Genomic DNA, 22,369 nt, shown 5'->3' with positions numbered 1-22,369 from the left:
AAGCGCGTTTTCCGTCCTTACATCTATGGAGATAAATCTCAGGTGTGCCAGAACCCGCGTATGAGTATGGCAAGTAAGATAATCAGGGCGGCCAGCCAGTCGGCCAACGTATTGCTGGCCATCAAGCGCAGGTAGTTTTTGATGTCTCCTCTTGCCTGCTGTAGGACTAGAAATACTGGCGCAACTGTCAGCGCCGCGAGCGCACTATACCAGGGGAAAATCCCTAGCAGGGCCGTGATGATAATAGTTACAGCGATCAGAAGGAGAAAGATTGCGCCTAATTTGCGCGCTCTATCTTCGCCAAGGGCTACGATCGGCGTGGTCTTGCCCACGGCCTTATCTGCCCTCCAGTGCAGAAAGTGGTGAAAATAGAGTACTGTCATGGTGTACAGGCCGATAGGGATTGCCGCGATGAGAGCATTGAGGGTGATGGTATTTGCCTGGACGTAATAGGCTCCCAGGAGAGGCAAAAGGCCAAAGGAGAGGAAAATGTCGAGCTCGCCCAGGCCCCGCCCGATATAAGCCAGGCGTAGAGGTGGGGCGACGTAGAAGAAGGCCAGCAGAAAGCCGATAAGGGCAAAGGCCAGGGACCAGGGGCGAAAAATGGTCAGGGCGAGGCCAGAGAGTAGCGCTATGACGAAAAGGATAAGAGCGAGCCCTCGATAAAACTTGAGCGAGTATGTGCCTTGCATAAGGTGCCGAGAGCCGGTAACAAAGGTCTCATTTTCTGTTGTCATCTGGAGCGCTGTCTGATCGGTGCCCTTAGTAAAGTCATAGACATCGTTAGTAACATTAGCGGCCAGGTGAGCCGCCAGGGAGCCGATGAGGGCGAGAAGAAAAAGGCCCCAGTTGAAAGAGGCTCCATCTTGCCAGGCGAGCGCGGAGCCAAGAATGACCGGCGCTGCCATTACAGGCAATGTGCGGGCTCGGGTGACTTGTAACAATAGCTTAAACTGGCTCATCGATTCGTGTCTTTCCAGGTAATGGTTATCACAAAGGCAAAGGAATTCTTGCATAACTATATCACGCGCAAATGTTTCCTCGTCCTGACATCTATTTTCAGGGAAGGTCGAGGATCAAGCAGGTTTTTCTCTACTGCAAGCTTTGCCGATTTCGCCTTACGTTGAAACGCACACAAAGCCCATACAATTGTTTGTTAAGCTTGACTTTATGATAGGGTTTGGAGTACCATACTTGAAGTTAGTAACGCTTGTTACTGATAGTTCCTCACCTCAGGAGTAATATCAATGCATGAGCGCGACGCAATGCGCTGGTTGCAGTTGACCTATAAGGTCCCCAGTGAGCCTTCACAGAAGCGCGTATGGGTCTGGCGACGTTTACAGAATCTCGGCGCCTACGCTCTTCAAAATTCAGTCTACCTGCTGCCTTTCTCTGAGGATGTAGAGAAACATTTTCGCCAGCTTGCCCACGAAATTCATGAGATGGGCGGAGAGGCAAGTATTTTCTCGGTTGTTGCCCTCGATGTGACCGATGAAAATCGTATCCTCCAGACGCTGTTAGAAACACGTAACACTGAGTACAATACAGTGATAAAGGTTTGCGGTCGTTTCCTGGGTAAGGCCGCCTCTCTGGTTGAGGTGCAGGAGTGGAATGAGCAGCTTCATGCCGAATTTTCGGAAGTTTTGGAGAAAGTCCATGTGCTCTTTCGTACAGCAAAGCGCCATGACTTGCTGGGTACGTTAACTGCCGCAAGGCGTGCCACTGCTGCTGAGGCTCTTGCTGTGTGCGAGCAGGTGTTTCGTGTTCTCCTGGATAAGGATTATACTAAGGCTCGCCGCCTGCTTGAAATGCATAGTGATCTGCTAGTAAATGTGAGTGAGGCCGGGTCTGGTAGTATCGATACTTCGCTTGTGAATAGCCAGGCAAGTAAGCAGAAACAAAATGGCAGTAACGGAGAGAATATAGAGCCGCCCGCGTAGAGATAAGAAGACGATGAAGGAAATCTGCTAAAAATTGTGGTTTTTTTCATTGCTTTCCTGCGCTTTGTCGGGTAACATATGTACCATATACAACTAAAACCAATGCTAATCCGTATATAATGGTGAAAAGTAATAGTCAGAAGTAGGTTAAGTCCTGCTTACAAAAAAGGAAAATGGCTATGCAGAAACAACAGCATTATCGGTCTATGACAGGCGCGAAGGCTATAGCCTTAGATAAGCAGACAGCGCTTGTACGTATGCGCTTCTTCCAATTTCTGGCTTTAATCCTCTCCGCTGCGTTTGCCCTTGGTCTCCATCTTATCTTCGGGCATTGATAGGCAACGGTTTTGTTATATATTGGGCACCCAGGTTCGGGTGCCCAAATTTTTTTGAATATTTTAAGACATTAATAATATTGGCCCGAGCCCTCAACGATTATCCTCGCTTCTGCTACTGAATTTGCCGCTCTGACTCCAGGTTAAGTGCAATTGTGTATTTTCGGGCCTTGCATGTTCTTCTGAGAATGAGTACAATCCTATCTATGGTATTAAAACCATCTATGTCTTAGAGTAGCTCAGATTGTTGAATGGTGCAACTATGAGTACGCCTTTATCCAGGTCGAATCCGCCAATTGTTCCACAGCCATCGCGTGATGCTGTTCCTCGCAGGCTTATCGTCACGGCGGGCGTTGTGGCCTTTGCTATCCGGGACTGGTCCTTGTGGGTTCTCTTACGCGATGGACCTTGGGGACCACCTATGCGCCTGGTTCTGGGCTCTGAGTCGGTGTCGGATGCTGTTGAGCGTACTGTGGAGGCTCTACTCCTATGGCCTTCCCGTGCCCCTCTCGTTTATCTGAAAGCTGGCTGGCAAGAGCAGCAGGTGCAGGTGTGGGGAAGTGAAGAAAAGGGAGCTGCTGTTTCCTTAATCCATAGTATTTTATTGCGCGCGAACCGTGACGAATTACGCCCTAACTTGCATAAACAACCTGTTCCCAGCTTACATGTAAAGTGGGTTCCAGTGGCCGAAGTCGAGCAGGGGAAATGGTCTCTTGATCCAGATGTCTTGCCGGGCCTGCAAACTGCACTCTATACGTTACGCTCGCAAGTGCAGCGAGATCCTGAAGTTGCTTTGCGCTATCTTGCGGATATGGGGGCTATGCGCTCTATCCAGGGAGAGAATGGTTGGTGGAAACAGAATGCCAGCGCTGCCCTGAATCGGGAGACGCGTCCTCTTGGGGTGTTGAAGGAGCCAGAGGTGGGAGATGGGGTCTTGACGCTGGCTGAGGCCACTTTGCTCTACAGGGCTTTTTTCCCTCCCGATGAACCTGTGGATCTCTCGAATCTACGACGTCGCTTTCTGGCTACGAATAAATTAGAGGCGATTAACGAGGAACGCCCGGTACGTGGCCGAGAACTTGACTGGCGGCGAGTGAGCCGCGCTTATCGCTATATTAGCGAGTAAATCTGACTATTTCTGCTGACTAAACCTGATCCGTCTTAAGGATCAGGTAGCAGAAACTGCTTTCCGGCTTGTGCACAAGATACTGGAGCTATATGCCAGGATACAACTCCAGTATTTACTTGATGTGGCTGGTGGGCCTGCAACAAGAGAAGCTACTTAGCTAAAGTTTGGGGCTGCGAACGCATGAAAATCGCCAGCCTGGTAAGTAGGAACAATCCAGCGCAACAAAGCCAGCTAAACAGATCCCCAATTTGGGCATAGAGCGTCCAGGTACCCTGGATCGGCACAGCAGCAACCATGGTTTGTTGATCGGTAGTGTAATAGTCGGTTGCGGCCAGGATATGACCCTGATAATCGACGGTTTCAGACAATCCCTGACTCGTTTGGCGAACCAGAGAGTAGCCATTCTCAATGGCGCGGAAGGTGGCATGCTGTGTATGCCAGGGATCTATGCCAGCCCAGTCAAGCGCTGGTACCAGCATTATATCGATCCCCTTATGCCCTGCCTGCTGCAAGAGAGAAGGAAAATCTGCATCGAAGCAGAGCACATTGGCCAGCCGTCCATAGGGGGTAGTCGAGACCGGGACGGTTCCATCCCCGGGTGGTATATTCTCAAGGCCAGGTACAGGATGGGCCTTGTTGTATGTCCAGACTACCTTACCCTCTGGATTAATCAGAATAGCTTGATTTTGTAGGAGCTCAAGAGAGGTGGCCTGTTTATGCACGACTGCTAATCCCATCTCCAAGTAGATATGCTCCTGTTGGGCCAAGGACTGAGCGCGCTCGATCAGATGAGCTTTGTCGTCTTCAAGGGTTAAGACGTCTTTCTCGGCCCAGATGACGATTTTGGCCCCGGCGCGTGCCTCGCGTTGGCTCAGAGCAAATAGCTCGTTGCTAATGATGGTAAAGGCAGTGCGTGCCTGCGCAAGATCAATATGCTCTCCATGTATGTATTTTGAGGCATGTCTAGAGGTTGCTTTGGATACCGTAACACCAGCAATGCGTACGGTTTGCGCAGAAGGTGTAAAGAAGGCAAGACGAATGCCTCCACCTAGCAAAATCAGCACAAGTACGCCAGTATAGAGGAGGGTGAGTGGCCGTATTCTATCCCAAAAAAAGCGCTGCTCCCAGATCCAGGCCACCACAGAGGCAAACCAGGTTATGAGAAAACTGATGCCATAGACCCCTGTCACTGAAAGAAGCTGTAAAAGCGGCAAATTGCTGTGCTGTGTATAACCTAGAGAAAAGACTCCTCCGAAAGGAACAAATGAAAGGAGGTATTCGCAGGCTACCCTACCCAGAGGGAATACCAGGGTCATGAGTAATACGCTCCTTGAACCGATACGCTCAGTAAGCAGGCGATCAAGGAGATAGGGAAGTGTGAAGATAGTGGCAAAGATCAAAAAAGCGCCAAAGAGGATAACGGTTGGGCCTCCTGGAAATCGGGATTCATAAAGCACAAAGATTATGCTTACAACGTTAGCTAACCAGACACCTGCCAGCGCTATGAGTGGTTTATGAGTGCGCGTAAAGCGTAGAAAAAAGGTGGGATAAAGCCAGGCCGCGATGGACAGGTCCCATATACCATTGCTTGCAAAGCAAGCAAGCAGGGTACCGAGCGCCAACCAGAGGAAACTACGATAATTGAAAAAAAGGCCTTTCCCAGCTCGGTGATGAAGAGCGGGAGAATCCGCTAAACTTTCTGTGTATCTCATGGGTTTAAGAAGCCTTTCAGTCTTTAATAGTTGCTAGCTTGAGCCTTTTTTTAGATCTGCATGCTTAGAATAGGCACATGTAGCCAGTGTACAGAAGGAATATAGCTAAACTATGCCGAACTTGTTACAGAAGTATGTCTGAAGCGAGTAACCTTTTAGGAGAGCTGTTACGAGACATGCCGGGAAATACATGCCTGACAAAGAAAGAGCAAATTCTGCTCAGGACCCTTGTTATTGGGAAGGTACTCATGTACAATCAAGATGCTGGAGCGATCTTCATAGCTCTTCCCGGCGTCCCCTGCTCGCAAAAGGAGGACGGCAAAGGGCAATCTGCTCGATGATAGCACTGCCTCAATGTTTCCTCTTCCTGGCGCCTGGTTGGGAGCAGAAAAACGAGAATAGGGAGCCTCTTATAGCTCTTCTATACTATTGGGAAAATGACATATTATGCTATGATAGTACAATTGAATGGTCTGATCAGCACAAGCAGAAATAGATTTGAGGGATACACTCTATGGCTAAAGTAACAACGGGTACCGGCGATACAGGCTATACAGGACTGCTTGGCGCGGCGCGCGTGCCAAAATATGATCCTCGTCCCGATACCTTTGGCACAGTTGATGAAGCTACTTCGGCACTTGGTTTGGCCCGAGCCGCTAGCAAAGATCAGAAAGTCAAGAACATCATCCAGCAGATTCAAAAGGAACTTTACTTGCTCATGGGTGAGCTGGCAACCCCGCCTGAAAATTATGAGAAAATGGGCTTGCGTATGACTGCCGAACATGTACAACACCTTGAACAAGTGGAGGAAGAGCTCAAGCAGGAAGTTGAGATACCTAACAAGTTTATTATTCCCGGCGATACGCTCGATGGAGCAGCGCTTGACCTGGCGCGTACCGTTATTCGGCGCGCCGAGCGCATGGCTGTGAAACTTCTGCATGATGGAGTTATTGAGAACACAGAGGTTGTACGCTACCTCAATCGCCTCTCTGACCTTATATTTATCCTGGCTCGTTACATAGAAGTCAAGTCATCGTTAGCAGAGTTACCGGAATAAGCAGGGGAGCTGACTGCAATCTATTGGCATGGGCGAGAAGATCAGAGCCTTTTCTTGTTGCTGCTCACTGATACCCATCTCGGCGGATGTGCTTGAGGCGTTTCTCCTAAAAGACTTATGTGAGCGGAGAGACGCGTTGTGATAGGAACCTGCTCAATCCCCAACTAACTATGGCTGCCTCCCTTTCTCCGTTTGCTTGTAGAGAAGGGGAGCAAACGAAATTGTGAGCTATTTCATATTTTCTTTGTGCTGTTATCGACATAATACAGAAAATAGACACTTATCTAACTATGAGCCTTGAAAATGTCTATGTGAGATGGCCCAACCTTCCTTTCGCTGTAGGCCCTGCAGCATGAAACTGTGATGTGAAAACTTAAATGCCAGCCGTGTGCCCGAGGAGTAGAAATCTTGTTGCGATGAAACCTAGATATTATGCATTAGTCTTCGTAGAGGACCCGAGTTTAGCATTCTGGCTAGAGAATGGATTATATGAACGCTGTGGAAGATGAGTCTCTGCTTGTTACTGAGGCATGTCAAGGGTCCATGCAAGCCTTTGAGAGACTTGTTGAGCTTTATGAGCCACGCATAAGACGTATAATCTATGCGCGGACACAGGATGTACAACTCACTCAAGATATCTGCCAGGAAACCTTTTTGGCAGCATATCGCGCACTACCTCAAATGAATGGTAAGGAATTACGCTTTGCGCCCTGGCTAATACGCATTGCGCAGAATCTTATTAATAGCGAGTGGCGTAGGCGAAAGCACGTAACTCTGATTCCTTTTACGCATCCTTATGGAGGCGACGATGAGTTAGAGGAGGGAACCGGCGAGGAATATCTGGGGGGTGAAGAGGAATTTGAGGAACGTGTAGCGCAGCGCGATTTAGTGAAGCGTGTGCTGGCGCAATTACCAGCTTCATCTGTGATGTGCCTGCTGATGGATGCTGAAGGGTTCTCATATAATGAGATTGCGGAGACGTTACAAGATTCGCTCTCTGCTGTTCGTAGCCGGCTATCACGAGCCAGGCAAGCATTTCAGCGTATTTATGCTGGTCTCGATCAGGAAGGAAGATCATGAAGAATAAGGTGCCGGATTCTCACTCTCGTGGTCTGCCTGCATGCCCGCTTAGTATTCATTGTTTCCGTCTGCTCGATGAGCTGACAGATGAGAAGCATTACGAATTATCTGACCAGAGCGCCTCTGAGGAAGAGCGACGTGACCGAAAATTGCTGGAAGAGCTACGTGTTCATATCCCAACGTGCGCCAGTTGCCAGCTTGCTTTAGCCCATGCTCGAAGTGTACGTGCCTGGCAGCGCGGAGCATTAAGTGAGCTGGTGGCCGAGGGAGAATTGCGCGTTCCTTCGACTAAGGCTACGATTATGGCGGCGCTTCATAAAGAGCAGCAGCGTCGCCCACAGCTCAAAGAGGTGAGTAGCAAGCCGGCTCTATCAAAGCAGCGCTCTCCTCGGCCAAGACAACGCCCTGAGAAGTTTATCGGGAGCCGAGCGCCAGTCGTGTGGCGCAATGTGTTTGCCCTGGCTGCCGTTGCTGTTTTCGTTTTCGCTTCCCTCGGCTTATTTGCGCGGATGGTCTGGCTGCGGGCGCATACGGGTGACACGCCAGCTTCGGTGTCATCAACAGCGGCCAGGCTTGCCAATGGTTGGTCTTCCGTCGTCATTGGTCTCTCTACTGAGAGTGGGACGACGAATAACGGGAGGACGACTGTGACGAGCTATGAGCTTATAAGCGGGATGAGCACCTCGCTTACGCCTCCGTCTCTTCCCAATAATGCTCAGCTTGATGGTATATCTTATGATGGGCTCAATCTCCTCTATCAATTCTGGCAAAACGGCCGTGTGTATTATCATACCTTAGAGCCTCTAGCCGGCGATGGAAGCTTTTATAGCATTGATGCGGATGAAGCGGGGGATGCGATATGGATGCCAGACGATCGTCATGTGCTCATTACAACTACTCATAGCGGACTTGTAAAGGCTGATATCGCGACGGGAGCCACACAGAAAATAGATGCGCAAAAAATTGAACATCCTATATTTTATAGTGATGGTTTTCTGTATTTTAATCATGGAGATCAAGATGCTTCGGGGAGCCTCTTTAGACTTAATTTGACTACAGGCGCGGTGCAGCCTGTTGTGAAGACGTTGCAGGGACATAGCTATTTGCTTAGCCCTGATGGAAAGACTATCTTCTATACTGATAAGGATGGGGAATCTTCTACAGCTATATATGCTGTACATAGCGATGGAACAGGGGCTACCCAACTGCGTAAGCTTGATGCGGCTATCCCCATTGGCTTTGCTGCTGATAATGCCTTGTTGCTTTTGCAGGAAGCAGGGAGCAAGTTTCAAGTGATAAAGCTTGGTAAGACCTCCCAGTCTCAGGACCAGGTTGTGCTCGCCGATGCCGCGCCTGGAGCAGCCGCTCTCTGTGACGACTCCTCATATACACCAATTTGCGACGAAGATGTTATTCTTGCCCCTTATGGTCGCTTTTTGAGCGTGATCGGTGCCTATAGCGACGGTAGCCGTAAGGTCTGGGTCGATGACCTTCAGACGGGCAAGACCCATGTCCTGCTCACACCAGCACCCAGTATTGGTGTACAGTTGACTGGTTGGAGTCGTATCAAGGTTGCTGATACATCTCAGCCCGCACCTGCTCCTGGGCCTGTTTCATTTAAAGATTGGCATAGAGTGTTGTTTACTGAGATCGATCCTGCTGCCGGAAATATGAAGATCCAGAATGTAGATGCTCGCAATAATAATCAAGTCACGCTTGATGGCAGCGATCTACCTGCGAAAGCCCAAATAGATGGAATTTCGCGCGATGGAAATACGCTGCTGTATCAATATTCTGAGAGCGGCATAACAATTTATTGCATACTGGCACAGCCAGGGGCGTGTAAGCCTTTCTACGCGCTTAGCGATAATGATGCAGGTAATGCAATCTGGCTATCTGACAATCAGACGGTTTTTATTGCGACGGCTTACCGGGGCATTATCAAGATTGATACGCATACGCATGAAAGTCAGATATTGTTGCCTTCTCTAAGCGTACAGACACTTGAATATTATCGTGAGCCTTTCCTCTACTTTACTGGAGCTGGCAAGCTGGATGCCAACACGCTCTATCGGGTGAATGTGACCAATGGTGAGATGCAGCAGGTAACGAAGCCTGCTCCTGGCTCGACCTTCTGGCTTAGCCCCGATGGCTCTGCTGTGTATTATTCTTATCAAGGCTCAGATGGGTCATCAGGCATTTATGCCGTGAATAGTGATGGTAAAAATCTTCGCCTCGTAAGCCCTGATGGTATCCCCATTGGCTATGCAGCCGATAATGGGCTCATGATTATGCGCCAGGCTGGCAAAGCCTTCCAGGTCGTCAAGTTGGGGCAGAATGCTCGTACTATTGTAGCTGATGTGGCTCCTGGCGCAGAGGCGCTTTGTCAAGAAAAGCTTGAGTTGCAACAGTGGCCAATCTGCGATAACAGCATAGCCCTGGCCCCCCTTGGTGGTTCTCTTGTGGTCGGAGCTCGCTATGCTGATGGGAGCTATAAGCTCTGGTCCCTCGACCTGGAAAGTGGTCAGCGTTTACACCTGCTCAAGGCAACGCAAGTATCAGGGGCTCATATACAGTTGGTAGGCTGGGATAAGATGCCGCCAGCGTAACAATAGCAAAGTCGCGCTGATATATGTAAATAGAAATTGTGTAACGGGGACCGCTAATTGGCCCCGTTACGTTTTTCTCTAGCTAAAAAGAGTATTCTTCTGCTACCCCTTGCTTCCAGATCCTGATGCTCTGAATACCTACCTCGTGGAGAAGTGCCGCAGATTGTTGATGGGCCTGGGCAACTTCTGCCGGGTAGTGCGCGTCAGAACCAACACTGATGGGAGTATGCTGAGCCGCGCAGGCACGGGCCAGGCGGCGAACCACATCTGGATAGGAGAGCAGGTCAGATCCATTGATTTCCAGAGCAACGTTGTTCCGTGTAGCTTCTGCCGCCAGATATTCAAGCTCGTGATCGAATGTAGCTGGAAGGTGTGGATTGCTAGCTCTCATGCGGACAGGATGGCTGACCAGGCTAAAATAGCCGCTGTTAACTGCCTGGCGCAGCGCTTGAAAATAGCGTAGCCAGAAATCCTCACATTCCTCACGTGTCAAATCCTGCTTTACCTCTATCGAGAGGCCATCTACTTCATGTACCGAGCCAATGAGAAAATCCCAGTTGTAGGGTTGTAGTAAGGCCTGAATGCGCTCATTTTTCTCGGGGATAAATTCAACTTCCATGCCCAGGCGTACATCAAATGGAATAGCCTGAGCTGCTGCAAGGACCGCTTCAACATAGGCTGGGAAGGTCATTATTGGCCCTTCCAGAGGTAAGTGTTCCAGGAGGGGGCGGGACTCGCTCATCTGCGTAATATGCTCTGAAAGGCCGAGGACACGTAAGCCTTTTGTACGGGCTGACTGAGCCATCTGCATGGCAGAGGTATAAGAGACATGGCTATGAAAATCAGTATCGAGCGTCATATAAAATCCTTTTCTCTGCTGCTTACACAACTATAGATTTCTCTTGATGTCTACGAGGTGAATAGTGGCTGAAGCTGGGCATATCTCCTTTACTAGCTCTGAGCAGGGAATGTACAAGGCCTCTAGTGTCTCCCTGGACTCATTTTGAGATAAAATTTAGACTGTGCTACTGGTATTTTGCACAGTCTAGCGCCTAAATGTAAAGGGGGCGAAGCCGAAGATCGGCAGATCAACCAAAAGCTGCCGATCTGGCGACAAACCGTTTCTATTTCTCTGCCGCTGACCAGGATCGCCGTTTTGTCGCTGCTCGTTTGCCGAGCTAGACTACCTGATTCACGCTAGATTGCAGAAGTGGGCTATAGACCCCTGCCTGGGCGATGGCTTGCTCAGCACGGAAGAGATCGATAGCTGCATGGCAGGAGGCAAAGATGGAGCGTGCATTTTGTAAATGAGATAAGCCTTTCTGATAGAGAGCTTCCTGGCAGTCCTGACTACTGAGCACATTGAGAAGTGGATTTGTACGCTGGATAAGTGTCATGCCATAGTCGAAGAGAGCCCTTGCATAATCCAGGTGCAGCTCGTGGGAGCTGGCGATTTGGAGAGCCTGCTCAAAATAATAGTCGGCCTGCTCATAATTCTGGCGTATCGTCATAATGCTACCCAGGAGATTGTAGGCGCAAGCAACGATACGTATAGTCTCGGTGGAACGCGCCTCTTCAAGGACTTGCTGGGCCATATGTTCTGCAGTCTCTAAATCGTTAAGCATAAAGTAAACGATGGTGAGCAGATATTTCCCTTCGACAAGGGCCTCAGCTTCCATGCCTTGAGAAGCTGTAGCTTTGCGTAACGTGAGGCGAGCACGTTTCAGAAGATGCTCACGCGAGGTTTGATAATCAGTGATAGGGATGGAGAGCTTTTGTGAGGGTAGGTTCGCCTTGGCAATGCGCAAGCCGCCCAGCGCGATTTGAGCATAGCGAATAGCGCGTAAATTTTTGATCGCTCTAGCGGTTTTAAGGGCGCGTCGAAGATTATTTGTCGCCTCATCTAGTTGGCCCAGGTTCTGTTGCACGGTGGCAAGTTCCGCAAGGCCCCAGGTCATACGCTCGTGATCATTGATACTTTCAGCCATAGAAAGCGCATGCGTGTAGAGCTTTTCGGCTTCGTGCAGGTTACCCATACGGCGCGCCCTATCGCCAAGGTTTAAGGTACTGAGGGCCAGGTTAGGAAGATCGCCAGCTCTCTCTGCTAGCTCAAAGGCGCGATCCAGATATTTGCGCGCAGCCCGGAAATCCCCGCGTGCGAGACTGGCAGCGCCTAAATTGCTGCAGGCGCGGGCTACCATCGAGACAAGATCCATGCGCTCATAAATGTTCATGGCAATGCGCATGTGGATGATGGCAACGGTGAATTGGCCAAGACTACCAGCAACGACCCCCAGGCGCTCATGAACTTCACCCAGCTCTAACGGGCTACCGATGAGAGCGCGCTCTGTGCGTGTCTGTAACTCTTGATGCTGATATCCTTGAGATCCCTCATACGGGCTGGGAGAAGCCGCGTATTGGAAGTGCTTAAGCGATGAGGGGTCCATGGCTTGATAGTATGCGGAGGCCTGCGGTATAACCTTCTCAAGCATGGCAAGCGCTTCCTGCAGACAACGACGAGCCTCGTGATAGTTTCCCTGCATACGCAATATCGCGCCATTTTGCAGATGCAGGCAGGCCCAGGCTGCTCCTGTAGTGACACCTGCCTGACGCATAACTTCTTTCCCACGGCAATAGCATTCATGGGCCTGTGTGTAGTTACCGGTTGCCGTCCAGGAGTAGCCGATTTCGCGCCAGAGCAAGGCCTGAATCTGGGCTTCTTTGCGGCGCTGTTCATCTGGGCTTACTTCTGGAGAGGAGACCTGTTGCTGGAAATCCTGGCGAGAACGTAAGTTAAGAATGCATCTATATAAATAGCGCGCGTCCTCGAAATTTCCTAGCACTACGCTACACTCTGCCACACGCTCCAAAAGCCAGCACATATGCAAGGGATTGGGCAGGCATTGTTGAGATATCATTTGCGGCGTGATAGCATGCAGATGCTTGGGTACTTCCGTATCTTCTGGCGTGTGCTGACTATGGCCGAGAAAGGCCTGGATTGCCTGCAAATAATAACGCTGGGCTTCCGAATAGGCAACGAGCCTGTAAGCCTGGTTTCCTACCATCTCGGCATAATAGGCAATTTTTGCCGAATCGCCACCTCCACGGCTAAGATGATAAACAATGGTGGCGGCAACTTTTTCATGTTGCGCATCTGGATAGGCAATTGTAATGGCTTCTGCTGCGCGCCGATGCAGCTGTGCGCGTCTGGCAGCCGAGAGACGTTCATAGAGATGGCTAATAATCAACGGATGCCAGAAATGATATGTGATATAAGCCCCCGTGCCTTCTTCAGTTAAAAGACCGGCTTGAAGGGCCTCCTCAAGTAGATCGAGGATGGTGTCTTCATTGTGTTCGCTGGCCATGGGTATAAGGTGGCGCAGCTCAAAAGAGCCGCCCAATACGGCAGCTTTGCCCAGTAAAGCCTGGCAGCCGCTGCTCAGGCGGGCAAGACGTCGTTCAAGGACTGCCGCAATGGCTTCGGGCAGTGAATGATACGAGTGAGCAATGGCCTCATGCTGCGTTTTTTTCTGTAAAGGAATATGCAGCGCTGAAGAGCCGGGGGCGGCTTCCGCTCTGACGCCGGGTGCCAGCGGTATAAAGGGATCTTCGTTATTGGCATTGGCTCCTACATAGCGCGCGAGCTCTTCGGCAAAGAAGGGATTGCCGGCAGCCTGCATCTGTATGCTCTGCACGATGGTCTTTGGTAAGTGAGCCAGCAAGGTGCCGATCTGCGAGTGCGTCAGCGGCTTGACTGAAATTACAACAATGGCCTGCTCCCGACGCAGGTCCGCAGCCAAGGCATGGAGTTTGTGAAGCGGAGTAAGCTCGCCATCCCGGCAGGTTGCGATTAAGAGAATTCGCTGGTTTTGTAGATGATGGGTGAGATAAGTGAGCAGCTCAATACTGCTCTCATCGGCCCAATGAAGATCATCAAGGACTAAAAGTAGTGGATGTGCTTTACTCAAGGCATCAAGGAGTCCCAATGTTGCTTCCCACAGATGAAGGCGCTCTTGCTCGTGTGACAGTGAGGTATGCGCACGGCCAGGAGCGAGAGGAGAGCTGTTGAGAAGTTCAGGCAATAAGGCTCCCAACCGTTCGAGCTTAACGGGAGTAAGGCTATGCTGAGCCAGTGGCGTGGAGGAAGAGACAAGATTAGAGAGATCGGAGAAAGTAGAGACACCTTGTAAAAGAGTGCGCAACAGCTCCGTCCAGGGCCGATAAGGGATTGTGCGTTCCTGCTCGTAGGAGCGGCTCCAGGCGACAGCCCAATTTCGATTATTGGCCTCAATACTCAGTTCTTCTGCCAGGCGGGTTTTGCCAATGCCAGCTTCACCCCGTAAAAAGAGGAAATGTGGTTTGCGGGGTCGTGCTGAAGGAGAAGCTGTAGGTAACGTGCGCTGAGGTATGCTTACGGCGGCTGGTATAACTTTTTGGCTATCCTCTTCGACGGTTAGCATGACCTGGCGCATAATTTCGGATTCTTGATCTCGCCCAATAAGTGGACTTTGATTGTGGCGGCCCGGCTGGTACGTGGGGCGTGCGAACAAAGAGGGTGGAACTAAGAGTTGCGTTTGGTCAAGACGAGCATTCGGCAGGCTATCCTCTTTGCGCTGCTCCAGGATGGCCGAACCCTTGGGCGCAGTAAGAGGCGTTGGAAGTTTACCCTCCCTTAAGGCTTCATAAAGCTCTCGGGTCTCGGATAAAGGCTCACTTTCGTAATCGCGTTTGAGTATGGCAACGTGCTGACGATAGATTTGAAGCGCTTCTCCGCGTCTATCAAGCTGCGTAAGCAGGATCATTAAACGTTGGAGCGCAGTTTCGTTGCTGGGGTCAGCGGCGCGCAAGCGATCTAAGGCTTCAATGGCGCTAACGAAAGCCCCCTGCTCCACGCGTAAATGCGCTAGTTTGAGCAGTAAGCCCACCCAGCTGCGCTGTAGGGCATCGCGCCGCGGGGCCGCCCATTCCGAATAAAGCTCTTCCAGCAGGTAGCTCCCGCGATAAAGCTCGGCGGCCTCCTCAAGAAGTTGCTCTGCTTGTTGGGGATCTGTAGTTGTTTCTGCTTCTTTTAGCCGCCGCTCGAACTCCTCGGCATCTACCCAGATTTGCGTTCTATCTGCAAGCTCAAGAATATCGCGTTCGAGACGAAGCAGGCGTGAAGCGGCGGGTCGCTCTATTTCCGGCTCTAAGATCTGGCGTAACTCATGGACAGCGCCGTTGAGACGATTAGCGGCGACGTCTATGTCGAGATCAGGCCATAGAAGCTCCATGACTTGCTCTCTGCCTAGCCTGCGCCCAGGATTGCTAAGCAGGCAGCCTAAAAGGGCGCGCGCTCGCCGGCGATGCCAGGCCCGACTATCAATGGCACACCAATCGCTCCCACTCTTGCGCTCGATGCGGAACTGACCAAGTAGATAAATACGTAAAATAGGCGTTGACGAAGTAGGAGCGCTTACATTGTAAATAATTTCCCGCTCTATCTCTCCTGAGGTATCTTGCGCTGCTGCGATATCCTCGGGGAGATGTATGCCTATGTACTTGCTAACGGTACGTCCTTTCTCGCTCCAGTAGGCGTACCAGTAAGGCCCGTGTCCTGACCCCTCTCTACATTTGCGGCAACGCTGTTTTCCGCAGCGCGTGAACTGCTGGCGATAGGTGACTTTATTGTTCATCGCTCGTGCCTATCTGCTCTTTGAGTGTGCAAAAAAATGTGGAAAACGAAATGCTGTTTTTTGGTAATGAAATTTCTCTAATCTTAGACATTATAACCTAGTCTGCATTGACTTAACAACAGTTTAGCCTATCTGTTCCAGGGCCTTGCTACGCTCATGTTGCTGCCGCCAGAGGGCCACACAGAGGAAGGAAAATCGGAGTCAATTCGCTAACCCGCGGTTCATACAGCAGGTTTACATGTTGCCCCGGATCTCAGGTGAAGGGCTGCACCTTTCATATATCTCGTCTGTGAGAGCAGCAACGCCAGCTTATCCGCCGATGGATAATGTCCTCAACTATTGTACCATACGGACGGCCTCTCTTCCCTCTTCTGCATATCAAAAATTTTGTTTGGACGGAGCAAGCCAATTATTTCTTGCCACGGATCGGGACGTGAGGAGCCGAAGGGTTGAGTAGTGCCAGCGCAAGGCAAAAATTGTGTCGAGTGCGTTTGTGCATCTGGACAGCGCTATACTGATCTGCTACACTCTAGATGGAATATTGAGACAAACTACCCTTATGGATCGCGTACACATGACAAAAGGCAAGGATGGTTAAACGTTTCTCTCTATCTGGTATAGTCTCGCTAGTCGAGATTGCCCATTCCTGCTCTTACTGAGAAATAAGAGGTGTAAGTTATAATGATCCAACCGATAACCTCGTCATGCCAGTTTAAAATTACTCCGCAAACCTCTTTGATAGACGAGCCAGTTTCTCTTTGCCTTCTGGGTTTACAGCCTCATCAACATGCCACTATTCATGCACAGATGCTTGATGGCTTTCGTCAATGCTGGCAATCAGCTGCAACCTTCGTCGCTGATGCGCAAGGGCGAATAGACCTCAACGTCCAGAAGCCCTTAGCGGGCAGCTACACAGAAGTTGATCCTATGGGGCTCTTCTGGTCCATGTCTGTCATAGAAAAGGGTAAGAAGGAAAAAACTTTCTTTGCCCGAAATAACCCACGCCCCTGACGATAAATTTTCGGGCAGAAGTTGCGGGGACAGTTGTTGCCACTGCCAGTATACAGCGCTTCTTTGCTGCCCCTGAGGTTATCCGTATACCGATCACGGATCAAGATTTCGTAGGAACCCTATTTATGCCGCCCGGCACTGGACCACATCCAGTAGCTCTTATTCTCAATGGCTCGGATGGTGGAATGCGAGAATGCGCAGCTTCTTTACTAGCATCGCGTGGTTATGCTGGACTGTCTCTGGCTTATTTTAGTGGATCTTCTGGGATAGAAGATTGTCCCAGAGATCTCATCGAGATTCCCCTTGAATATTTTGCCTCTGTGATCCAGTGGCTCCAGGCACAGAAAGGAATCGACGGGCAAAAAATAGCGGTGATTGGCTTTTCAAGAGGCGGTGAACTCGCTCTGCTGCTCGGCGCAACTTTTCCCGAGATTAAGGCTGTTGTGAGTTGTTCGCCGAGCGCCTACGTGCAGTCTGGGCTGCGTAGTATGCAGCCGGTCTCTCAATCTGCCTGGACGTATCAAGGCAAGCCCTTGCCATATGTCCAGCTAAAGTGGGAGTTCCTCGATGTGATGCGCAATTTTTGGCTATTCATACGCCATAAACCATTTAGTGGGAAAGCAGCCTTTGTGAAAGGTACCCAAAACCTCAACGAAACTGATGAGACTGCTATTCCTGTCGAGAATATAAGCGGTCCACTGTTGCTTATCGTGGGCAAAGATGATCAGCTCTGGCCCTCGGAGTTCTATGCCGAGCTAGTTGTAAAGCGGCTAAAAAAATCCAATCATCCCTATTCTGTTAAGCTTCTATGCTACGAGCGGACAGGACATTTTGTTTGCTTCCCTTATGGGCTACCCTCTTTGCCACCCGCGCTTGAGCTGGCAGCCGGTCCCGCGCTTATCAGTTTTGGCGGTGAGGCATCCTTTCAGGCCAGGGCGAGTGCCGATTCCTGGCAGGAAATACTCGCGTTTCTGGCCAGGAGTTTGCGGGACGACTTGAGGGAAAAGAATGCCGACCCGGCTTGCTAAGTGAATGAAGCTAGAAAAAATCCAATGGCAGGCGCAATGCTGCAAACTTCCTCTTCTGCTATCCCTTACTGGCAAGGATAGATAGGAAATAGGAAAGTATGATATACTCAATATGTGAGTACTTATTCGGTAAGTAAAGTGCCGCCGAGCTAGATAAAGAAGCGCTTCATCGTCCGGTGGCAATAAGTATAGCTGATCGAATTAGTACTCTTTTATGTATTGGAGACTTAGATCACGCGGCTATTGCTTGCCGCCTGTTTAGCGCTAGCGCGCACAATAGGATCGGCATCAAACTGCAGGCGCTTGAGGGCTTCCTGCGAGCTCTTATGGTTTATATGGGCCAGTACGGGTGTCACCTGGCGGCGGTAATCGGCATTAGCATGGTTTGACCAGCTAAGGGCTACCGGGAGTAGATAATCGATAATTTGTGGATCGTTGAGATCCGATAGCTCAGCGAAGATAGCTATAAGCGCTTCTTGCATAGCCTCATTGGCCTGCTTCAATAAAGGGGCAAGTGGATAGAATGTCTGGTTATCAGGGAAGAGGTGCCAGGCGAAAGCCGGGTAAGGATAGTGAAAAGCCAGGAAGCAATCGGCGATGAGCCTCAAATAGCTCAGCTTTTCTGACCAGATCATGGTAGCTGTAACCAGCGTCACAAAAATTTCTTGAGGATTGCTAATAAGGCCGGCCTGAGCCAATAAGCGTAGCCATTGGGCCGCTTGCAGACGTAAAGAAGAGTAGTTAGCATTTAGGGCATGGGTGCTCAGGATTTGCACAAGGCGGTTTCTTAAGAGCTGCTGATCCTGAACTGGCAGTTTCCAGATGCGCTCCTGCAACGCATTAACTGCCTGGTCAAGTTGCTCAGGAGTAACAGCTTTCTCTATCTGATTTTGGAGTTGCGCTATTGATATTGGCTGGAAGTAGCGATAAAGCTGTGGCAGCCTGTGCATAATCATCAACCGAAGGTGAGCATCAGCTAATAAACTATTCATCGGCTGACTCATAAGTGGACGTCTCCTACATCATATATTCTGTAGTATCTTTACGTTGCTGGCAGCACACTAGTTTCAAAATTAGAACAAGTAACAACTGTTACTTGTAATTGTAAGCTGAATAGGCCATTTTGTCAAGCCCGAAGAGGCCTTAGTCCGGGCTATGGAATTTTCTGTAACATCTAATAGCCCGAGATAAAGCTGTTGTCAAAAACAGTTTCCAGTGTTCAGACAACTGTGTTAAGATAAATTGGTGATATTTACCATTATGATGTTCTGCTAGTGGAATAGATAAATATGCCAGCGCTTGAAGGTTCTGTTGAAAACATCGTCTTTCGTAATGAAGATAATCACTATACTGTAGCGCGTTTTCGCCCCAAAGATAGTGGGCGGCTCTTTCGCGATGATCTAACGACTCTCGTCGGCATTATGCCGGGTATTCGTACCGGGGAACTGCTCACAGTAGAAGGCGAATGGGAAAACGATCCGCGCTACGGCAAGCAATTGCGCGTAACCAGCTTTACTCAGCGCCTACCAGCTTCTACCGAAGGTATCATTCGCTATCTCAGTTCCGGCTTGATTAAAGGGATAGGGCCGAAGAAGGCAAGCCTGATTGTTGAGCATTTTGGCGAGCAGACACTTGCCATTATTGAGCAGCAGCCTGAGCGTCTGCGCGAAGTGAAGGGGATAGGAGCTAAGGATTGTAACCAGATTATCAAGGCCTGGGCCGAGCAGAGCGAAATAAAAGAATTGCATCTCTTCTTGCAGTCACATGATGTCTCGATCAATGTGGCGACGCGCATCTATAAGCAGTATGGTAAGGAATCGATAAAAGTCATTCGCGCAAATCCCTATCAACTAGCGCAGGAAGTGCATGGTATTGGCTTTCGCACTGCCGATGAGATCGCTGTGAAACTGGGGTTACCGCCTGATAGTTTGCCTCGCCTTGCCAGCGGCTTGAAGTATGTGCTCACGCAGGCTGCTAATGAAGAGGGACACTGTTTTTTGCGCGAAGCCGATCTTATGCAACGGGCTTCAGAGGCCTTGAAAGCTTCGCCGGAAATCCTGCCACATGCACTTGATATCTTACGGAGCGAGCAAGATATCTTTGTTGAGCCACCAGAAGCAGCAGCCACGGCCACTCTTGATGACGAATGGGCTGCGGAGGAAGATAGTGCGGAGCCAACCAATCTACAGGCAAGAATTTATTATGGGCCGTTCTGGTACGCGGAGAGTGGTTCGGCGCGCCTTTTACGAAGTCTCCTAAATTCTCCTAGCTCGCTGCCACCTGCGCCGCAAAAATTGTGGGATACAGTCTTCGTTCTGCTTAAACAGAAACGGAATATGCATTTAACAGAGAAGCAGCGAGCTGCTGTGCAAATGGCTTATAATAATAAGGTATGTATCCTGACAGGTGGACCAGGAACAGGAAAATCGACTTCCATTCGGGCCCTGCTCATGTTGTTGCGCAATCGCAAAGTTGATGTTGCTCTGGCTGCGCCTACCGGGCGGGCGGCAAAGCGGCTTGCTGAGGCCACCGGAGTGCAGGCTCAGACCCTTCACCGTTTGCTGGAATATGCGCCGCATGACAATAGTTATCAGCGTAATGAGGATAGGCCGCTCTCACATCAATTCGTTATTGTTGATGAGTTCTCAATGGTTGATATTTTGCTTTTTTATCATCTTTTGAAAGCTCTTCCGCGCGAAGCCCATTTATTATTGGTTGGAGATGCTGATCAACTACCTTCAGTCGGCCCGGGAAATGTGCTCCATGATTTATTGGCTGGCGAAGCAATACCTACGGTACGGCTTACCGAGCTTTTTCGGCAGGCCCAGCAGAGTAAAATCATTGTGAATGCGCACCGTATCAATGCAGGTGCTATGCCCTCAACGAAAATTGAGGCCAACAGCGATTTCTTTTTTATGGCCGAGGAAGACCCTATGCGGGCTCAGCAACTCATTCTAGATCTGGTCCAGCGCCGTTTGCCGGCGCGCTATCACTTTAATCCATTGACCGACATTCAAGTATTGGCCCCGATGTATAAAGGGCCGATAGGGGTTACTATGCTGAATGAGTGCCTGCAGGAGCGCTTGAATCCTCGCGCTTTTGCCCAGGTGGAACTAGGGGATCATATACTACGTGTTGGGGATAAGGTGATGCAAACGCGCAACAATTATGATAAGGGCGTGTTTAATGGCGATATAGGTTGGATACGCAGTATTAGCCGTGAGAACGCGACGGCCAAAGTAGAGTTTGTGGAAGAGACTGGATCAACATTCGTGAGTTATGATTTTAACGAATTAGATGAGTTAACGTTAGCTTATGCGGTGACGGTGCATAAGAGCCAGGGGAGTGAATATCCCGCTATCGTTCTTCCCCTTGTGCTTCAGCATCGCATGCTCTTACAGCGCAATCTGCTCTATACAGCTATTACACGGGCCAAGCGTTTTTGTGTGCTTGTTGGCCAGCCCCAGGCCCTAGAAATCGCTGTGAGAAATGCGCGCATCGCGCAGCGCAATACTGCTCTGGCAGAGCGTCTCCTGGCCTGGAGCAAAGGAAGCGCCCAAACCCTTGTTTAATTCCGAGTCCGGAGGTAGAATATAAAACAGTATAATTATGAGCTGCCAGAGTTGAAGAGCTCTTCTACTGGCAGCAATAGTGGCTGTTAAGACCTCATCACTTGCTCGACTCCTTTACAGGCGAAGGAGCTGGCGAGTGTACATATATATTTTAGGAAGGAACGTTCCATGTCTGGTATAGAGACAGTGGCGTCGGGAATAGGCGCGCTTTCTGGCTACGTTTATCCAGAAGTTCTGGTAGAAACCGCATGGGTAGCAGAGCATCTCAATACTTCTGCTGTTCGACTCATAGAAGCCGATGAGGATGTGCTGCTCTACGAGATTGGCCATATTCCCGGGGCTGTGAAACTCAACTGGCATGTGGATGTGCAGGATAAAATCACGCGCGATTTTATCGATCAACAGGGCTTTGAACAGCTGATGAGTCGCTGGGGAATTACAAATACCACGACAGTTGTTTTCTATGGTGATCGGAACAATTGGTACGCCTGTTACGCTTTCTGGCTGTTTACTTTATACGGCCACAAGAGGCTGAAGATCATGAATGGTGGACGGCTAAAATGGGAGGCCGAGAGACGTGAAATGACCAGAGATGTACCTCATTTTGAGTGCACATCCTATACAGCGCAACAGGCAGACGAGACGATTCGGGCTTTCCATGGGACTGTGTGGCCCGGCCTACGCAATTCGGAGCGTAGACTCATCGATGTACGCTCGCCTCAGGAGTATAGCGGTGAGTTACTGCACATGCAGGAATACCCCCAGGAGGGAGCTCAGCGGGGAGGCCATATTCCAGGAGCCAGGAATATTCCCTGGTCAGTAGCTCTGAATGCCGATGCTACATTCAAGTGTGTCGAAGAGCTACGGCAAATCTATCTGGGGCAGGACATAACGCCCGATAAAGATGTTATTACCTACTGCCGTATTGGTGAACGTTCTGCCCTTACCTGGTTTGTGCTGGCAAAGTTGCTTGGCTTCCCGCGAGTGCGTAACTACGATGGTTCCTGGACTGAATGGGGGAATATGGTGCGTGCTCCTATTGAGAAATAGCTGCTGTAGAGCGCTGGCTAAACCGCATTGAGCGGAAATTGGTAAAATGGTAGAGGGGAGAACGCTCAGGTTTGTGTGGAGACCCTTTATACTGTAAGGAGCAATAGACAATTGAGATATAAGTGGTTATGCTGTGTGGAGAGATGTTCATGACTAACGCGTATTCACCAGCGT

The 22,369-nt window shown here is 50.0% G+C and carries 15 protein-coding genes; 10 read left to right on the top strand and 5 right to left on the bottom strand.

Annotated elements, in window-relative coordinates:
* Positions 1-38 precede the first annotated feature (38 nt).
* Entirely contained in the window at positions 39-962 is a 924-nt protein-coding gene (locus EPA93_RS20655) for a prenyltransferase (RefSeq protein ID WP_165423283.1), read from the bottom strand.
* A gap of 285 nt (positions 963-1,247) precedes the next feature.
* Here EPA93_RS20655 and EPA93_RS20650 point away from each other — a divergent pair, with 285 nt between their 5' ends.
* The 3 genes from EPA93_RS20650 (at position 1,248) to EPA93_RS20645 (ending at position 3,401) form a co-directional block, all read left to right on the top strand.
* Positions 1,248-1,940 carry a Chromate resistance protein ChrB gene (locus tag EPA93_RS20650; protein ID WP_129889330.1) on the top strand — a complete coding sequence of 231 codons (693 nt, stop codon included), beginning with the start codon at positions 1,248-1,250 and terminating at the stop codon, positions 1,938-1,940.
* Positions 1,941-2,119: 179 nt separating this feature from the next.
* Positions 2,120-2,275 carry a hypothetical protein gene (locus EPA93_RS48520; RefSeq protein ID WP_165423282.1) on the top strand — a complete coding sequence of 52 codons (156 nt, stop codon included), beginning with the start codon at positions 2,120-2,122 and terminating at the stop codon, positions 2,273-2,275.
* A gap of 262 nt (positions 2,276-2,537) precedes the next feature.
* Positions 2,538-3,401 (top strand): hypothetical protein, encoded by an 864-nt coding sequence (locus EPA93_RS20645; RefSeq protein WP_129889329.1) that lies wholly within the window; start codon positions 2,538-2,540, stop codon positions 3,399-3,401.
* A 152-nt stretch (positions 3,402-3,553) separates the two neighbouring features.
* On the opposite strand, the gene EPA93_RS20640 is transcribed toward EPA93_RS20645, so the two are convergent.
* A complete protein-coding gene (locus tag EPA93_RS20640) occupies positions 3,554-5,116 on the bottom strand; it encodes a nitrilase-related carbon-nitrogen hydrolase (RefSeq protein WP_129889328.1) in 1,563 nt (520 codons plus the stop codon).
* Positions 5,117-5,630: 514 nt separating this feature from the next.
* Between EPA93_RS20640 and EPA93_RS20635 the strand changes: the two genes are divergently transcribed.
* The 3 genes from EPA93_RS20635 (at position 5,631) to EPA93_RS20625 (ending at position 9,862) form a co-directional block, all read left to right on the top strand.
* Positions 5,631-6,173 (top strand): cob(I)yrinic acid a,c-diamide adenosyltransferase, encoded by a 543-nt coding sequence (locus EPA93_RS20635; protein WP_129889327.1) that lies wholly within the window; start codon positions 5,631-5,633, stop codon positions 6,171-6,173.
* Between the two features lie 489 nt (positions 6,174-6,662).
* Positions 6,663-7,253, top strand: coding sequence for an RNA polymerase sigma factor (locus EPA93_RS20630; RefSeq protein WP_165423281.1), 591 nt, complete (start codon positions 6,663-6,665; stop codon positions 7,251-7,253).
* Positions 7,250-9,862, top strand: coding sequence for a hypothetical protein (locus tag EPA93_RS20625; protein ID WP_129889325.1), 2,613 nt, complete (start codon positions 7,250-7,252; stop codon positions 9,860-9,862). The genes EPA93_RS20630 and EPA93_RS20625 overlap by 4 nt, the downstream gene beginning before the upstream one ends.
* Positions 9,863-9,944: 82 nt before the next feature.
* Here EPA93_RS20625 and EPA93_RS20620 read toward each other — a convergent pair whose 3' ends face one another.
* Both EPA93_RS20620 and EPA93_RS20615 read right to left on the bottom strand, forming a co-directional pair.
* Positions 9,945-10,721: a PHP domain-containing protein gene (locus tag EPA93_RS20620; protein WP_129889324.1), complete on the bottom strand. Its 777-nt coding sequence runs from the start codon at positions 10,719-10,721 to the stop codon at positions 9,945-9,947.
* Between the two features lie 319 nt (positions 10,722-11,040).
* Positions 11,041-15,534 carry a DUF6788 family protein gene (locus EPA93_RS20615; RefSeq protein ID WP_129889323.1) on the bottom strand — a complete coding sequence of 1,498 codons (4,494 nt, stop codon included), beginning with the start codon at positions 15,532-15,534 and terminating at the stop codon, positions 11,041-11,043.
* 681 nt (positions 15,535-16,215) lie between these two features.
* Between EPA93_RS20615 and EPA93_RS20610 the strand changes: the two genes are divergently transcribed.
* Both EPA93_RS20610 and EPA93_RS20605 read left to right on the top strand, forming a co-directional pair.
* The gene (locus tag EPA93_RS20610) at positions 16,216-16,545 is read left to right on the top strand and encodes an acyl-CoA thioesterase/BAAT N-terminal domain-containing protein (RefSeq protein ID WP_129889322.1); all 330 of its coding nucleotides are present in this window, start codon (positions 16,216-16,218) and stop codon (positions 16,543-16,545) included.
* A 125-nt stretch (positions 16,546-16,670) separates the two neighbouring features.
* Positions 16,671-17,573: an alpha/beta hydrolase gene (locus EPA93_RS20605; protein ID WP_129889321.1), complete on the top strand. Its 903-nt coding sequence runs from the start codon at positions 16,671-16,673 to the stop codon at positions 17,571-17,573.
* A gap of 227 nt (positions 17,574-17,800) precedes the next feature.
* Here the strand turns inward: EPA93_RS20605 and EPA93_RS20600 are convergent, their stop codons facing one another.
* Entirely contained in the window at positions 17,801-18,577 is a 777-nt protein-coding gene (locus tag EPA93_RS20600; RefSeq protein ID WP_129889320.1) for a hypothetical protein, read from the bottom strand.
* Between the two features lie 285 nt (positions 18,578-18,862).
* Here EPA93_RS20600 and recD2 point away from each other — a divergent pair, with 285 nt between their 5' ends.
* A complete protein-coding gene (recD2, locus tag EPA93_RS20595; RefSeq protein ID WP_129889319.1) occupies positions 18,863-21,145 on the top strand; it encodes an SF1B family DNA helicase RecD2 in 2,283 nt (760 codons plus the stop codon).
* A gap of 168 nt (positions 21,146-21,313) precedes the next feature.
* The gene (locus EPA93_RS20590) at positions 21,314-22,195 is read left to right on the top strand and encodes a sulfurtransferase (protein ID WP_129889318.1); all 882 of its coding nucleotides are present in this window, start codon (positions 21,314-21,316) and stop codon (positions 22,193-22,195) included.
* Positions 22,196-22,369: the final 174 nt, after the last annotated feature.

The organism is Ktedonosporobacter rubrisoli (genome assembly GCF_004208415.1).
GTDB lineage: Bacteria > Chloroflexota > Ktedonobacteria > Ktedonobacterales > Ktedonobacteraceae > Ktedonosporobacter > Ktedonosporobacter rubrisoli.
Note: the sequence above shows the minus strand (reverse complement) of the source record. Positions and strands in the feature narration are given on the sequence as shown.